The sequence below is a fragment of the Rhodocista pekingensis genome (genome assembly GCF_042665545.1).
Taxonomy (GTDB): domain Bacteria; phylum Pseudomonadota; class Alphaproteobacteria; order Azospirillales; family Azospirillaceae; genus Rhodocista; species Rhodocista pekingensis.
The window spans coordinates 120,632-135,250 of record NZ_JBHTCM010000015.1 but is presented as its reverse complement, the minus strand read 5'-3'; the positions used below and the strand labels follow the sequence as shown (position 1 = coordinate 135,250).

Genomic DNA, 14,619 nt, shown 5'->3' with positions numbered 1-14,619 from the left:
AGCAGGCGTTAACCAGGAACCGGGTTCAGTCGGGGGGCGGGGAGAACGGTCCGCCGCGGGAACGGTCCGATGCGGACAGCGCAATCGACGGCGGTCGGCCGGCCGCCTACACTCCGCCGCGCACGATACCCCGGAAGGAAAGGCGCCGATGGCAACGGGTCCAGCACGGAAGAGACGGGTCGCCACGGCGGGCGCCGGCCTGCTGGCCGCCCTGCTGGCCGGGCCGGCCGTGCTGGCCGACACCAGGCAGCCCGATCCGCAGCGCGAACTGGACCGGGTGCAGCAGGACCTGAAGGCGGGCGAGGCGCAGCGCCGACAGCTCGACTCCGCCGCCGAGGCGCTGGAGGCCGAACTGGCGGACCTGCGCGCCCGGGCAGTGCAGGCCGCCACGGAGCAGCGCCGGCAGGAGGATGCCCTGGCCCATGCCGAGGCCGCCCTGGACGCCGTCGCCCGCGACGAGGCGGAGCGCAGCCGCCGCATCGATGCCGACCGCGAGGCCATGGCGGAGCTGCTGGGCGCGCTGCAACGACTGTCGCGCCTGCCGCCGGAGGCGATGGTCGCGCGGCCGGAGCGGCCGGCCGACACGGTGCGTAGCGCGCTGCTGCTGCGCGCCCTGGTGCCGGAACTGAAGACCCGGGCCGACGGGCTGGCGGCCGACCTGGAGAAGCTGGCCGAAGTGCGCACGGATCTGGCGGCCCGCCGCGACGCGGCGGCGACGGCGGCGGCAACCCTGGGCAGGCAGCAGCGGGAGATGGCCGTGCTGGTGGCCCGGCGGGAGGAGCTGTCGCGCAGCACCGCCGCCGAACGCAAGGCGCTGGACACGAAACTGGCCGGACTGGCCGCCAAGGCAGGCGACCTCAAGGATCTGGTGGACCGGTTGGAGGACGAGCGCCGGGAGCGGGACCGCAAGGCCGCAGCGGAGGCGGCCCGCCGCGCCGCGGCGGAAGCCGAGCGCGAAAAGCGCGCGCGGGACAGCGTCGCCGCCCTGGGCCGCGCCACCGGCGTGCCCAGATTGACCGGCATGATCATGCCGGTGGCCGGTGAGGTGACGACCCGCTACGGTCAGGCCGACGCCTTCGGCGGCACCAGCCGCGGCCTGACCTTCAAGGGTCGGTCCGGCGCCGTGGTGGTGGCCCCCTATGACGGGTCGGTCCTGTTCGCCGGTCCCTTCAAGGGGTATGGGCTGATCTTGATCGTGGAACATGCCAATGGATATCATTCCCTCTTGGCGGGCTTGGGCAGGATCGACAGTCAGGTCGGCCAGCGTGTACTGACGGGCGAACCTGTGGGCGCCATGGCCACCGATGGGTCTCAATCCCTGTATTTCGAACTGCGGCGGGGCGGTCAGCCGATCAACCCCCTGCGCGGCTTTGCGCCCTCCGACGGCAAAGGACAAGGTTGACATGAGGAAGTTCCTGACATCGGTCGCCACCGTGGCGCTGCTGTTCACCGCGCCGGCCTGCGCCGTCGCCCAGTCGAAGCAGCCGGCCAAGTCCGACACCTACAAGCAGCTTGACCTGTTCGTGGACGTGTTCGAGCGGGTGCGCTCCGAATATGTGGAGCAGGTCTCGGACGAAGAGCTGATCGAGGCAGCGATCAACGGCATGCTGACCTCGCTGGACCCGCATTCCAGCTACCTGGACCGCAAGAACTTCACCGACATGCAGGTGCAGACCCGCGGCGAGTTCGGCGGGCTGGGCATCGAGGTCACGCAGGAGAACGGGGTCGTCAAGGTGGTGTCGCCGATCGACGACACGCCGGCCTACCGCGCCGGCATCCTGCCGGGCGACTACATCACCCACATCAACGACGAGGCCGTGCTCGGCATGTCGGTGAGCGACGCCGTGGAGAAGATGCGCGGGCCGTCGGGCACCGACATCAGGATCACCGTCCGCCGCGCCGACCAGGCCGAACCGTTGCAGTTCACCCTGACCCGCGCGGTCATCAAGGTGCAGTCGGTGCGCTACCGCGTGGAGGCGGAGAACATCGGCTACATCCGCATCTCCAGCTTCAACGAACAGACCCAGCCGGGCCTGGAGAAGGCCATCGCCAAGATCGAGGAGCAGGTCGGCAACAAGCTGGTCGGCTATGTCATCGACCTGCGCAACAACCCCGGTGGCCTGCTGGAGCAGGCGATCTCCGTCTCCGACACCTTCCTGGAGCGCGGTGAGATCGTCTCCACCCGCGGCCGCAAGAACGGCAGCGGCGAGCGCTACAACGCCAAGTCGGGCGATCTGGCCCGCGGCAAGCCCATCGTCGTGCTGGTGAATGGCGGTTCCGCCTCGGCGTCGGAGATCGTGGCCGGCGCCTTGCAGGACCACCACCGGGCGATCATCCTGGGCACCCAGTCCTTCGGCAAGGGCTCGGTCCAGACCATCATCCCGTTGCAGGGCCAGGGCGCCATGCGGCTGACGACGGCGCGCTATTACACGCCGTCGGGCCGCTCGATCCAGCAGCTCGGCATCAGCCCGGACATCGAGGTGCAACCCGCCCGGCTGGAGGAGATCCAGCAGGGCCAGCGCCGGCGCGAGGCGGACCTGCCGCATGCCCTGCGCAATCCCGACCGGCCCGCGGGTCAGCCGCAGCCGGCCGCCCCGGCCGCTCCCGCCGCACCGCAGGCTCCGGCCGGCGGCGAGGTGCAGGCCCCGGCAGCCCCCCAGCCGACCACGGCCCAGGCCCCCGGTCAGGAACAGCCCTTCGACTACCAGCTCGCCCGGGCGGTGGACCTCCTGCGCGGAGTCGCTCTGTTCGCGCAGAGCAAGTCCATCAACTGACGTTCCGCGACCGCGACCCGTGGCCCTGTTCCGGTTCCGAGCCAAGGCGGCCGCCGGCGCCCCGGCCCCCGACGAGATCGACCTCGTCGGGGACGGGGGTGGCATGACCGACGGGTCCCTCTCCGACAGCGCCTCGGTGCTGGCCAGCCGTTTCGGCCTGCGCCGGGGCAAGGCCGCCGCAACGACCGGCCCGGACTCGGGCTCCTACATCGACCTGGACACGTCGGCCGTCGCACGGCCGGCGCGCTCCCTCGCCTTTCCGCTGGCGGTGGCCGCCCTCGTCCTGGCCGTCGCCGGGATGCTCGTCTGGCTGTCTCTCAAGGCCCCCGACACGCTGGCCCGGATGGAGGCCGCAGCCAGCGGGCCGGTCCTGCGCACGCCCGTGCTGGCCGTGGACGGCACACCCCGCTTCCCCGACGCCATTGCTGAGGCACCGCCCGCCGCCGAGCCCGCGACCGGGACACCGGAAACGCCGGCCCCCGAACCCGCCGTGGACCCGGTGGACCTGCCGGTGACCCTGAGCCCGTCGCGGAATCCCGCGTTGCAGGAACGGACCCGGGCCGGCCTGCTGCCCCGGATCGGGGAGGACGGGGTGGCGCCCTGGCAGTTCTACGCCCGGCCCTTCCCGCAGGAGGACCCGCGCCCCCGCATCGCCATCGTGCTGATCGATCTGGGCCTGTCGCAGACGATGCTGGAAAGCGCCATCGACCGGCTGCCGGGGGCGGTGACCTTCGCCTTCCCGGCGGGCCTGACCGGCGTGCAGGAGATGATCGACCGCTCCCGCACGAACGGGCACGAGGTCCTGCTCCAGATCCCGATGGAGCCGGAGGGCTATCCCCGCAACGATCCCGGCCCCGGCACGCTGCTGACCCGGCTGACCGACCAGGACAATCTGGGCCGGCTGGAGAAGGCGCTGGCGGCGGCCTCGGGCTATGTCGGGCTGACCAGCCCCAGCGGCACCCGCTTCACCGCGGAGGGCGACCATCTGCGCGCCGTGCTGCAACAGCTCAAGCGGCGCGGGCTGGTCTTCGTGGATGCCTGGATGACGCCGCGGAGCACCGCCACCCGGCTGTCCACCGAGCTGGGCCTGCCGCGCGCCGCCAGCGACCTGCTGGTGGACCGGGTGGCCAGCGCCGGCGGCATCGACGCCCAGTTGCAGGAGCTGGAACGGCTGGCCCGGGCCAACGGCGCGGCGGTCGGCTTCGCCCAGCCCTTCCCCGCGACGATGGAGCGGCTGGCCGCCTGGGCGGCCGGTCTGCGGGACCGCGGCATCGTGCTGGCCCCCGTGACGGCGGTGCTGAACCGGCAGGCCGACCGCTGAGGACGGGGCCGCCGCGATGACCCTTTTTTTATCGCACGCACTTGGAACTCCGCCTGTCGGAGCGTAGGGTCAGCGCACCATACGGAAGAAGAATGGACCGTATCATGATCGAGGCGGGCTCGACGGGACCGGAGGCCGTCAGGACTCCCCCGCGGAAGACCGACCTGCCGGTGAGGCTCCGCCTCGCCACCCGCGACCAGCATGTGGCCCTGGAGGCGCAGGTCGATCCCGAGCGGCGCCTGCGCACGCTGGATGGCTATCTTGGCTGGCTGGGCATCCTGTTGGGCTTCCATCGCCCGCTCGAGTCGGTGCTGGGCGGCCTCGACTGGTCGGAAACGGGGCTGGATTTCGACCAGCGCCGCCGCGCCGCCCTGCTGGCCGCCGACCTGGAGGATCTGGGCATGGACCCGGACTCGGTGCCGGACTGCCGCGACCTGCCACCGGTGGACGGGCTGGCGCGGGCCTTCGGCGCGCTCTACGTGCTGGAGGGATCGACCCTGGGCGGTCAGGTGGTGGTGCGCCAGTACGGGGAGCTGTTCGGCGGCCTGGGTGGCCGGGCCATGCGCTACTACACCTCCTACGGCGCCAATATCGGGCGGCAGTGGCGGGCCTTCCAGCAGGCGCTGGCCACCGCCTGCGCCGATCAGGAGGCGGAGGAGACCGCCTGCATCGCCGCCGCGCAGGAGACGTTCGACGCGCTCCACGCCTGGGTGGCGCGGTGCGACGCGGCGGCGCCCCGGCCCGTCTGATCCGGCCCTAATCCACCGTCGGCATGCCCAGGCGGAGCAGCAGGTCCACCAGTCCCGTCTCGGAGATGTGCAGCGCCGCCTGCGATGGCGACATCCAGCGGCGCTGGCGCTCCTTGGCCTCGGGCCAGTCTTCCAGCTCCTCCCTCACCTCAAGAGCGTAGACCTTGACATCGCACGGAACCGTCCGGCCCGTGCTCAGGCGCTTGAAATACTGGTACGAGCCGATCGGCTTCGGCGCCGCGACGCCGCGCACGCCCGCCTCCTCATAGGCTTCGAGCGCGGCCACGCCGGGCCCGTCGAGGTCCTTCTCGGTCCAGCCCTTGGGCAGAATCCACCGGCGCGTCTCGCGGGATGTCACCAGCAGCACGCGCAGATGGCCGTCCTCCATCTGGTACGGCAGGGCGGCCACCTGCATTCTCTTCTTCTTGGCCGCCTGCTTCTTCGCCACAGCCCCTCCTGACGTCGGGATGAGCCCGCCCGTGCCCAGGATAGCGTCTCCGGGGCAGGCTCTACATAAATCCGATTCCTTGCCGAAACCTAAGGATAGGGTGAGCGATCCCACGCTGTAACGAAAATGTCAAATTCGTTAACGGGACCCGTCGTCACAGGGTCGGACGCGGCAGGAAGCGCCGTGCGCCGGTCCGGCATCCCTGTCCGGCAGGGGCGGGCCGCGACCGGCGGACCGGGGCGCAACGTCACCGTCGCCGCGACTCGCCCCCCCTTTCCGGGTCAGACCCGGTCGGAGATCAACGACCAGCCGATCCCGGCCGTGACGCGCGCCACCTCGCCATAGCCGATGGCGCGGCGGTCGGCGGCGTTGCCCTGCAAGGCCCGGGCATAGACCCCCTGGCAGATGCTGGCAATGCGGAAGAAGGAGAAGGCCATGTAGAAGGGCCAGTCGGGGATGCCGCCGCGGCCCGTGCGGCGGCAGTAGGCGGCGACATACTCCTCCTCCGTCGGGATGCCCTGGGCCTTGAGGTCGATGCCCTTCAGGCCCGGGAACTCCTTCACCCCCGCCGGCAGGTGCCAGGCCATGCAGTTGTAGGCGAGGTCGCTGAGCGGGTGGCCCAGGGTCGCCAGCTCCCAGTCCAGGATGGCGACGACGCGGGGTTCGTCGCTATCCACCACCAGGTTGCCCAGGCGGAAGTCGCCGTGCGCGATGGTCGTCTCGTCGCCCGCCGGGATGTTCTGCGGCAGCCACGCGACCAGCCGGTCCATGGCCGGGATCTCGTCCGTGCGGGCGGCGAGGTACTGCCTGGTCCAGCGGTCCACCTGCCGGGCCACGTACTGCTCCGGCCGGCCGAAATCGCCCAGCCCGCAGGCCTGCCAGTCCACCTGGTGCAGCGCCGCCAGGGTGGCGTTCATGCTGTCGTAGAGGGCCGTCCGCTCCGCCGGCGCGAGGTCGGGCAGGGTCACGTCGGTGAAGATGCGGCCGTCGATGTAGTCCATCACGTAGAACGGGGTGCCGATGACGCCCTCGTCCTCGCAGAGCAGGCGGACGGTCGGCACCGGCGCCGCCGTGTCGCGCAGCGCCCGCATGGCGCGGTATTCCCGCTCGACCATGTGGGCGCTGGGCAGCAGCTTGCCGGGCGGCTTCTTGCGCAGCACGTAGCGCGCCGACGGGGTGGTGACGAGGAAGGTCGGGTTCGACTGCCCGCCCTGGAACTGCCGGATCTCCGCCGGCTCCTGGAACTCCGGCAGGGCGGTGGAGAGATAGCGCCACAGCGCCGCCTCGTCGAAGCGGTGCTGCGGCAGGACGTCGATCAGGACGGCGCCGGACGCCATGGCCGTCTCCCCGCCTAGACCGTCAAGGGATCGCCGATGGTGGCGCCGCCGTCCACCACGAGCGTCTGGCCGGTCAGGTAGCCGCCCGCGGGCGACGCCAGCATCAGGGCCACGCCAGCGATCTCCACCGGCCGGCCGAAGCGGCCGAGCGGGGTCTTGCGCATCGTCGCCTTGGCGATCTCCGGATTGTCGGTCAGGGCCTTGGCGAAGTCCGTCTCGATGATGCCGGGCGCGATGGCGTTGATGCGGACTCCGGCGCGGCCGTACTCGACGGCAAGGTTGCGCACCAGCGCCGCCTCCGCCGCCTTGGAGATGCCGTAGGCGCCGATCACCGGGTTGCCGCGCAGACCGGCGATGGAGGACAGCACGATGACGCTGCCGCCCTTCCGCTCCGCCATCTCCGGCATCACCATGTTGCACAGCCACCAGGTGCTGCGCAGGTTGGTGCCCATGATCTTGTCCCAGGCGTCGTCGCTGACGGCGATCAGGGGGCCGTAGACCGGGTTGATGGCAGCGTTCGCCACCAGGATGTCGACGGAACCGAAGGCCGCCTTCGTCTCGGCGACCAGCCGCTCCAGATCCTCCTTGCGGCCGATGTTGCAGGCCACCGCGATGGCGGTGCCGGCGCCGTGCTCGGCGTTGATGGCGTCGCGCACCTGTTCGCAGGCGTCCAGCTTGCGTGAGGAGATCACCACGCGGGCGCCGGCGCGGGCATACTCCTCGGCGATGGCGCGGCCGATGCCGCGGGAGGAGCCGGTGATGAGGGCGACCTTGCCGGTGAGGTCGAACAGCGGATGCATCGGGTCGTTCCCTTCCTTCTTATGATTGCAGACTTGTGCTTGCTGGCCTGGTCCGGATGACGGTCCGGACGGGCGGATCAGCGGGCCGTCAGGCCGCCGTCCACGACATACTCGCCGCCGGTCATGAACCCGGCCTCGTCGGACAGCAGGAAGACGATCATGGCGGCGGCGTCCTCCGGCTCGCCCAGCCGGCCCATCGGGGCGGCGCGCGAGAGCATCTTGTGCGCCATGGCCGGGTCGGGGGCCGTGTCGATCATCATCTGCACCATGGGCGTCATCAGGAACGACGGGTGGACGGAGTTCACCCGGATGCCGTTCTTCTGCTCGGCGCACCAGACGGCGACGGACTTGGTCAGCAGCCGCACCGCCCCCTTGGACGAGCAGTAGGCCGTCAGGTCCGGCGCGCCGATCAGCCCGGCGACGGAGGACAGGTTGACGATGGACCCGCCGCCCGTCTCCCGCATCGCCAGGATGCCGTGCTTGCAGCCCAGGAAGACGCCCTCGGTGTTGACCGCATGGACGAAGCGCCAGTCCTCCAGGCTCGTCTCCACGATGGAGCCGCGCACCCCGATGCCGGCATTGTTGACCAGCCCGTCCAGCCGGCCGTGGTGGCGCAGCACGGCGTCCACCACGTCCTGCCAGCGCGCCTCGTCGCGCACGTCCTGTTCCAGGAACAGGGTGCCGTGGCCGATCTCGGCCGCCGCCTGCTCGCCCCGGGCGGCGCTCAGGTCGGTGATGACGACCCGGGCGCCCTCGCGGGCGGCCAGCCGCGCGGTGGCGGAGCCGATGCCGCCCGCCCCGCCGGTGATGAGGATGACCTTGTCCTTGAGACGGCCCGTCATGGGCGTTCCTCCCGTGTTGCCGGCCGGTGGGGTCCGGCCTTTCGTTCTGCGCGTCGTTCCGCGGATGCGTGCCGCTCCGCCTGCCGGGTCCGTTTCTGTCAGGCCCTTATCGCGTCGAACCCTTATCGCCTCAGGCCCTTATCGCGTCAGGTCCGGTCGGGACCTACGCGGACCAGCAGCTTGCCGAAATTGCGGCCCTGGAGCAGGCCGATGAACGCCTCCGGCGCCTTCTCCAGACCCTCCACCACGTCCTCGCGGTACTTTATCCGGCCGTCGCGCAGCCAGCCGCCCATGTCGTGGTGGAAATCCGCCATGCGGTGCCAGCGGTCGGAGACGATGAAGCCCTGCACCTTCAGCCGACGGGTCAGCACCAGCCCCATGAGCTGCGGCACCCGGTTCGGCCCCGGCGGCAGTTCGGTGTCGTTGTAGTTGGCGATGCGGCCGCAGACGGGCACGCGGGCGAAATTGTTCAGGAGCGCCATGCAGGCGTCCGCCACGTCGCCGCCGACATTGTCGAAATAGACGTCGATGCCGCCGGGGCAGGCTTCCTTCAGGCGTTGCATGAAGTCCGGCGCCTTGTAGTCCACGCAGGCATCGAACCCCAGCGTGCCGGTGACGTAGTCGCACTTGTCCTTGCCGCCGGCGATGCCCACGGCGCGGCAACCCTTGATCCGGGCGATCTGGCCGACGACGGAGCCCACCGCCCCGGCCGCGGCGGAGACGACGACCGTCTCTCCGTTGCGCGGCTCGCCGATGTCCAGCAGGCCGACATAGGCGGTCAGCCCCGGCATGCCCAGCGTGCCCAGCGCCAGACTGGGCGGGAAGGCGCCGGGGTCCAGCTTCTGCACGGCCTTGAGCCCGGCGACGGCGTATTCCTGCCAGCCGGTCTGGGCCAGCACCAGATCGCCGGGCCCGAACCCCTCGGCGTTCGACTGCACCACCTCGCAGACGGTGCCGCCGACCATGACGTCGCCGATCTCCACCGGCTGGGCATAGGATTTCGCGGCGCTCATGCGGCCGCGCATGTAGGGGTCCAGCGACAGCCAGACGGTCCGCAACAGCACCTGGTCAGGGCCGGGCGTCGGAACCGGCCCCTCCTCCAGCCGGAAGGTCTCCGGCGTCGGCATCCCCTGCGGCCGTTCGGCCAGCACGATACGACGGTTCACGGGCATGCTTCGTTTCCTTTCCCAAGTTTCTGCGCCGGTGCGGCTTTCTGGCCGGCTTCTCGGCGGCAGGCGCGGCACGATAGACCAGAGCGACCCCGGAACGATAGCGTCCACCAGGGATGTCCGCCCAGCGGGCCGCCCTCCGGAGAAGTCACCCTCTCCGCCGCGCGTGCGCTTGACCGTGGCGCGGCCGATCCTGTCTGTTCCTGGCAAACGCGAACCAAGACGGGTGAGGAAACCATGACCCAGGTCGTGCAGTACAGCCGCCGCGGCGCCGTCGGCGTCATCCTGGTGGAGAATCCGCCGGTCAACGCCCTGTCGCAGGCGGTGCGCCAGGGCCTGCTGGACGCGCTGCGGCAGGGGCTGGAGGATGACGGCGCCCGGGCGCTGGTGCTGGCCGGCGGTGGCCGCACCTTCATCGCCGGGGCCGACATCGCCGAATTCGGCCGGCCGCTGGCCGCGCCCGACCTGAACGACGTCATCGCCGCCTTCGAGGACGCCGCGAAGCCGGTGGTCGCCGCCATCCACGGCACCGCCCTTGGCGGCGGGCTGGAGGTGGCGCTGGGCTGCCACTACCGCGTGGCGGTGGCGAAGGCCATGGTCGGCCTGCCGGAAGTGAAGCTGGGCATCCTGCCCGGAGCCGGCGGCACGCAGCGTCTACCCCGGCTGGTCGGCGCCCATGTGGCGCTGACCATGATCACCAGCGGCGAGTTCGTGCCCGCCCCCAAGGCGCACGAGCTGGGCATCCTGGATGCCATCGTGGAGGGCGATCCGGTGGACGGCGCCGTGCGCTTCGCCGAGGCGCTGGACCCGGCCGGGCCGCACCCGCGGGTGCGCGACCGGGCCGAGCGCATCGCCGCCGACCGCGGCAGCGCCGTCTTCGACGAGAAGCGCCGCGCCCTGGAGAAGACGGCGCGCGGCCTGTTCGCGCCGCAGCGCTGCGTGGACGCCGTGCAGGCCGCGGCCGAGCTGCCCTTCGAGGAGGGGCTGAAGCGCGAGCGCGAGCTGTTCGGCCAGTGCATGGCGCATCCGCAGTCGAAGGCGCTGATCCATGTCTTCTTCGCCGAGCGGGCCATCGGCAAGATCCCCGACGTGCCGGCCGACACGCCGGCGCGGCCGGTGGCGACGGCGGCCGTGCTGGGGGCCGGCACCATGGGCGGCGGCATCGCCATGAACTTCGCCAACGCCGGCATCCCCGTCACGCTGCTGGAAACCTCGCAGGAGGCGCTGGACCGCGGCCTCGCCACCATCGCCCGCAATTACGCCGGCACCGTCGCCAAAGGCCGGCTGACCCAGGCGGAGATGGAGCGGCGCCTGTCGCTCATCACCCCCACCCTGGACATGGCCGCCCTGGCCGAGGCCGACATGGTGGTGGAGGCGGTGTTCGAGGACATGGCCGTGAAGCAGGACGTGTTCCGCCGGCTGGACGCCGTCGCGAAGCCGGGCGCCGTGCTGGCGACCAACACCTCGACCCTGGACATCGATGCCATCGCCGCCGTCACCTCCCGTCCCGCGGACGTGATCGGCATGCACTTCTTCTCCCCGGCCAACGTGATGAAGCTGCTGGAGGTCGTGCGCGGCAGCGCCACGGCCAAGGACGTCATCGCCACGGCGATGCAGACCGGCCGGAAGATCGGCAAGGTCTCCGTCCTGGTCGGCAACTGCGACGGCTTCGTCGGCAACCGCATGCTGATGCCGTACAGCCGGCAGGCGGAGCTGCTGGTGGAGGAAGGCGCCTGGCCGGAGCAGGTGGACAAGGCGCTACAGGACTGGGGCATGGCCATGGGTCCCTTCGCCATGGGCGATCTGGCCGGGGTGGACGTGACCTGGCGCATCCGCCAGCGCCGGCTGGCGGAGGGCAAGGCCGCCGGTTCGCCCCTGACCGACCGGCTCTACCTGATGGAGCGCTACGGCCAGAAGACCGGCGCCGGCTGGTATCGCTACGAGGCGGGATCGCGCACGCCGCTGCCCGACGACGCGGTGAAGCGGATGATCGAGAACCACCGCGAAACCCACCAGATCCGGCCGCGCGCCATCTCCGACGAGGAGATCGTGAAGCGGATGATCTACGCCCTGGTGAACGAAGGGGCCAAGGCGCTGGAGGAGGGCATGGCCCTGCGGGCGTCGGACATCGACGTCATCTATCTCTACGGCTACGGCTTCCCGGCATGGCGGGGCGGCCCGATGCACTACGCCGACAGCGTCGGCCTGCCCGCGGTGCTGGCCGACATCCGCGCCTTCCAGCAGCACTCCGGCGCCGAATGGACACCCGCCCCGCTGCTGGAGCGGCTGGCCGCCGAGGGCGGCAGCTTCGCCGCCCACGACCGCCGGCGGTAGGCCCGGGCACGCTCCCCACGGCTGCGCACCCTGCCCGCACATCGGACAGGGTGCGCACCACCGGGGCGGGATCCGTTGCGGAGTGTTGCGCAGCCTGTGGATAAGTCCGGCTCCCCCGGCTGGCCGGATCAGACCTCCACCTCATGCCCCGCGGCGCCGTCCAGGGCGGCGGCCCGGCGATAGGCGGCGCAGGCGCGGCGGTGGGCCGGGAGATCGGGCGCCGGGCGGCGGGGCGGCGGAAGCGCCTCCGGCTCCAGCGTCACGAACTCGGCGTCGATGACCGGCGGTTCCCCGGCGCCACAGCCTCCACGGCCATGGACATCACGGACGGCGTGGCGGCGCGGGACCGGGGAACCGGACCGCGCATCGCGGGGGAGCAGACGGGAGAGCGGAAAGCCGATGGCACGCATGCCCCCAGCCTAGGCGGCGGCGGGGCGGCCCGCGCGGGCGCAGACGGCGGCGCTCCCGTTCCGGTGGCGGCAGGACCGAAGGGCGGGGAACCCCGCCCTACCCCGCCCGGAAGGGGATCAGGACCCCTTGTTGCGCGTCAGGGTTTCGAGCTGGCTCTGCAACTCGTCCAGGCGCTGCTGCAACTCGGAGAACTTGTCGTCCGCGCCCTTGCGGAACTCCCCCGCCGGGCTGTCCGGCTTCGGCGGCTCTGCCCCGGCGAAGGGGGCGAACATGCGCATGGCCCGCTCGAACATGGCGATGTTCTGCTTGCCCATCTCCTCGAACGGTCCGAACGGGAACATGCCACCGAACGCGTTCTGGAAATAGTCGCGCATCTTCTCCTGGTTGCGGGTGAACGACTGCATGCTGTACTCCAGGTACCGGGGCACCAGCCACTGCATGTTGTCGCCGTAGAAGCTGATCAACTGGCGGAGGAACGGGATGGGCAGCAGGTTCTGACCCTTCGCCTCCTCCTCCACGATGATCTGGGTCAGTACCGAACGGGTGATGTCATCCCCCGTCTTGGCGTCGTACACCACGAAATCCGTCCCCTCCTTGACCATCTGGCAGAGATGGTCGAGGGTCACATAGCTGCTGGTCGCGGTGTTGTAGAGCCGCCGGTTAGCATACTTCTTGATCGTGACCGGCGCGGGCTTGCTATCTTCTTTATCGGCCATATCGGGGCGCTTTCCGGCAATGTGCGTCGTCCTTGGTAGAAGTACGCGATGCAGCGGTCCCGGCGCAAGCATCCCGCATTGGCGAACAGGCCCTGCCGCAGCGCCCGCGCAGCCGGAACACCGGCAGCCGGCGCCGCTGCGCCTAGGGGGGACGGAACCCGGCGGGGAGAGGATGCCGGAAGGCAGGAACCATGACGCAGAGCGACGACCGCGCCCCCGGGGGGCAGCAACCGCCGCGGGAGGAACCGCCCTCGCTGGAGGAGCTGGCCCGGCGCTGCCTGGACCTGTGGCAGGACCAGTGGATGGCGCTGGCCACCGATCCGGAGATGGCGGACATGGCCGTCCGCACGGCACAGCATGTCGCCCGCACCCTGGAGCAGGCCACCCGTCTGACCGCCGCCGCCTTCGCTGTTCCGCCCGGCGCGATGACGCCCTGGGGCGTGCCCGAACGGGAGGGCCGACCCGATGACCCCCGTCCCGCCGCCCCCGCCGCCCCTGCGGCGGCGCCAGGGTCCGCGGCCGCTGGGGCTGCATCTGGCGGCGAGTCTGAGCGTGCTGCTGAGCTGTCCCGCCGGATTGCCCTTCTTGAGGAGCGGATCGCTGCCCTGGCGGCCGGAGCTGCGGGAGCGAGCGACGGCGTTGCAGCCGCACCTCGCGGCCGTCGGGGCGGACGCCCTCGCCCGCGCCGTCGACCGGGAGATGCGCCACCGGCTGGACCGGCTGCTGACGGGGATTGAGCGCTACCGCCGGCACCCCTACCACCGCGACCTGGAGGACCCGCCCACCGTCTGGGCGGAAGGCCCGGCGCGGCTGCTGGATTTCGGCGGGTGGGGCGCGCCGGCCCTGTTCGTGCCGTCGCTGGTCAACCGCGGCTACATCCTGGACCTGTCGCGCCACAGGAGCCTGCTGCGCTGGCTGGCCGGCAACGGGGTACGCCCCCTGTTGCTGGACTGGGGCCGGCCGGGCGCGGCGGAGCGCAGCTTCGACCTGACGGAGGTGATCGCCGGCCGGCTGACCCGCGCCCTGGATGCCGCGCGCCGGCACCTGGACGGGCGCCGGCCGGCCCTGGTCGGCTACTGCATGGGCGGGCTGCTGGCGGCGGCCGCGGCCGGGCGCCGGCCCGAGGATGTGGCGGCGCTGGTGGCGCTGGCGACGCCCTGGGACTTCCATGCCGACGATCCGGCCGGCGCGGGGCGGACGGCGGCCTTGCTGCCGGCCTTCGAGCCCGCCCTCGTCACCCTGGGCGAACTGCCGGTGGACGCGATCCAGACCCTGTTTCTGATGCTGGACCCGCTGCTGGGACTGAAGAAGTTCAGCCGCTTTGCCGACCTGCCGGAGGGTTCGGAGGAGGCCGACGATTTCGTGGCGCTGGAGGACTGGCTGAATGACGGGGTGCCGCTGCCAGCCCCGGTGGCGCGGGAATGCCTGGGCGGCTGGTACGGTCGCAACGATCCTGGCCGGGGCCGCTGGCAAGTGGCGGGGGCGCCGGTCGAGCCGGGCAGGCTGGCCCTGCCCGCCCTGGTGGTGGTGCCGGCGCGCGACCGCATCGTGCCGCCGGCCTCCGCCGCCGCCCTGGCAGCCGCGATCCCGGGGGCCGAGCGCTGGGACCCGCCGCTGGGCCATATCGGCATGGTCGTCAGCGGCGGAGCCGAGGCGAAGCTATGGCGCCCCTTGCGGGACTGGCTGGTGCGGACGGTGCCGGCCTGATGCTCCTGCCT

Annotated in this window: 13 protein-coding genes; 6 read left to right on the top strand and 7 right to left on the bottom strand. The window is 71.5% G+C overall.

Going from position 1 to position 14,619, the window contains the following annotated elements; translation table 11 throughout:
* Positions 1–148 precede the first annotated feature (148 nt).
* From ACFQPS_RS14635 to ACFQPS_RS14620, 4 genes are all read left to right on the top strand, one after another.
* Positions 149–1,402 carry a murein hydrolase activator EnvC family protein gene (locus ACFQPS_RS14635; protein WP_377359961.1) on the top strand — a complete coding sequence of 418 codons (1,254 nt, stop codon included), beginning with the start codon at positions 149–151 and terminating at the stop codon, positions 1,400–1,402.
* Between the two features lies 1 nt (position 1,403).
* Complete coding sequence (locus ACFQPS_RS14630) at positions 1,404–2,774, top strand: S41 family peptidase (RefSeq protein WP_377359960.1); 1,371 nt, start codon at positions 1,404–1,406, stop codon at positions 2,772–2,774.
* 19 nt (positions 2,775–2,793) lie between these two features.
* Positions 2,794–4,095, top strand: coding sequence for a divergent polysaccharide deacetylase family protein (locus tag ACFQPS_RS14625; protein WP_377359959.1), 1,302 nt, complete (start codon positions 2,794–2,796; stop codon positions 4,093–4,095).
* A gap of 92 nt (positions 4,096–4,187) precedes the next feature.
* Positions 4,188–4,844: a biliverdin-producing heme oxygenase gene (locus ACFQPS_RS14620; RefSeq protein ID WP_377359958.1), complete on the top strand. Its 657-nt coding sequence runs from the start codon at positions 4,188–4,190 to the stop codon at positions 4,842–4,844.
* 7 nt (positions 4,845–4,851) lie between these two features.
* Here the strand turns inward: ACFQPS_RS14620 and ACFQPS_RS14615 are convergent, their stop codons facing one another.
* The 5 genes from ACFQPS_RS14615 to ACFQPS_RS14595 all read right to left on the bottom strand — a co-directional run bounded on the left by ACFQPS_RS14615 (position 4,852) and on the right by ACFQPS_RS14595 (position 9,443).
* On the bottom strand, positions 4,852–5,292 hold the full coding sequence (locus ACFQPS_RS14615; RefSeq protein WP_377359957.1) for an NUDIX hydrolase: 441 nt from the start codon (positions 5,290–5,292) through the stop codon (positions 4,852–4,854).
* A 281-nt stretch (positions 5,293–5,573) separates the two neighbouring features.
* Positions 5,574–6,629, bottom strand: coding sequence for a phosphotransferase (locus ACFQPS_RS14610; RefSeq protein ID WP_377359956.1), 1,056 nt, complete (start codon positions 6,627–6,629; stop codon positions 5,574–5,576).
* Between the two features lie 14 nt (positions 6,630–6,643).
* Positions 6,644–7,429, bottom strand: coding sequence for an SDR family NAD(P)-dependent oxidoreductase (locus ACFQPS_RS14605; RefSeq protein ID WP_377359955.1), 786 nt, complete (start codon positions 7,427–7,429; stop codon positions 6,644–6,646).
* Between the two features lie 77 nt (positions 7,430–7,506).
* Positions 7,507–8,271 carry a glucose 1-dehydrogenase gene (locus tag ACFQPS_RS14600; RefSeq protein WP_377359954.1) on the bottom strand — a complete coding sequence of 255 codons (765 nt, stop codon included), beginning with the start codon at positions 8,269–8,271 and terminating at the stop codon, positions 7,507–7,509.
* A gap of 146 nt (positions 8,272–8,417) precedes the next feature.
* Entirely contained in the window at positions 8,418–9,443 is a 1,026-nt protein-coding gene (locus ACFQPS_RS14595; protein WP_377359953.1) for an NADP-dependent oxidoreductase, read from the bottom strand.
* A gap of 234 nt (positions 9,444–9,677) precedes the next feature.
* On the opposite strand from ACFQPS_RS14595, the gene ACFQPS_RS14590 reads away from it, so the two are divergent.
* Positions 9,678–11,774 carry a 3-hydroxyacyl-CoA dehydrogenase NAD-binding domain-containing protein gene (locus tag ACFQPS_RS14590; RefSeq protein WP_377359952.1) on the top strand — a complete coding sequence of 699 codons (2,097 nt, stop codon included), beginning with the start codon at positions 9,678–9,680 and terminating at the stop codon, positions 11,772–11,774.
* A 128-nt stretch (positions 11,775–11,902) separates the two neighbouring features.
* On the opposite strand, the gene ACFQPS_RS14585 is transcribed toward ACFQPS_RS14590, so the two are convergent.
* Together ACFQPS_RS14585 and phaR are read right to left on the bottom strand one after the other, a co-directional pair.
* On the bottom strand, positions 11,903–12,184 hold the full coding sequence (locus ACFQPS_RS14585; protein ID WP_377359951.1) for a hypothetical protein: 282 nt from the start codon (positions 12,182–12,184) through the stop codon (positions 11,903–11,905).
* 117 nt (positions 12,185–12,301) lie between these two features.
* Positions 12,302–12,901: a polyhydroxyalkanoate synthesis repressor PhaR gene (gene phaR, locus ACFQPS_RS14580; RefSeq protein WP_012565772.1), complete on the bottom strand. Its 600-nt coding sequence runs from the start codon at positions 12,899–12,901 to the stop codon at positions 12,302–12,304.
* Positions 12,902–13,366: 465 nt separating this feature from the next.
* Between phaR and ACFQPS_RS14575 the strand changes: the two genes are divergently transcribed.
* The gene (locus tag ACFQPS_RS14575) at positions 13,367–14,608 is read left to right on the top strand and encodes an alpha/beta fold hydrolase (RefSeq protein WP_377359950.1); all 1,242 of its coding nucleotides are present in this window, start codon (positions 13,367–13,369) and stop codon (positions 14,606–14,608) included.
* The last annotated feature ends 11 nt before the right edge of the window (positions 14,609–14,619 follow it).

Bases quoted from the DNA above. Each gene is read 5' to 3' on its own strand.
- ACFQPS_RS14635 (WP_377359961.1), top strand. From the start codon at position 149: ATGGCAACGGGTCCAGCACGGAAGAGACGGGTCGCCACGGCGGGCGCC.
- ACFQPS_RS14630 (WP_377359960.1), top strand. From the start codon at position 1,404: ATGAGGAAGTTCCTGACATCGGTCGCCACCGTGGCGCTGCTGTTCACC.
- ACFQPS_RS14620 (WP_377359958.1), top strand. From the start codon at position 4,188: ATGGACCGTATCATGATCGAGGCGGGCTCGACGGGACCGGAGGCCGTC.
- ACFQPS_RS14610 (WP_377359956.1), bottom strand. From the start codon at position 6,629: ATGGCGTCCGGCGCCGTCCTGATCGACGTCCTGCCGCAGCACCGCTTC.
- ACFQPS_RS14605 (WP_377359955.1), bottom strand. From the start codon at position 7,429: ATGCATCCGCTGTTCGACCTCACCGGCAAGGTCGCCCTCATCACCGGC.
- ACFQPS_RS14600 (WP_377359954.1), bottom strand. From the start codon at position 8,271: ATGACGGGCCGTCTCAAGGACAAGGTCATCCTCATCACCGGCGGGGCG.
- ACFQPS_RS14595 (WP_377359953.1), bottom strand. From the start codon at position 9,443: ATGCCCGTGAACCGTCGTATCGTGCTGGCCGAACGGCCGCAGGGGATG.
- ACFQPS_RS14590 (WP_377359952.1), top strand. From the start codon at position 9,678: ATGACCCAGGTCGTGCAGTACAGCCGCCGCGGCGCCGTCGGCGTCATC.
- ACFQPS_RS14585 (WP_377359951.1), bottom strand. From the start codon at position 12,184: ATGCGTGCCATCGGCTTTCCGCTCTCCCGTCTGCTCCCCCGCGATGCG.
- phaR (WP_012565772.1), bottom strand. From the start codon at position 12,901: ATGGCCGATAAAGAAGATAGCAAGCCCGCGCCGGTCACGATCAAGAAG.
- ACFQPS_RS14575 (WP_377359950.1), top strand. From the start codon at position 13,367: ATGACCCCCGTCCCGCCGCCCCCGCCGCCCCTGCGGCGGCGCCAGGGT.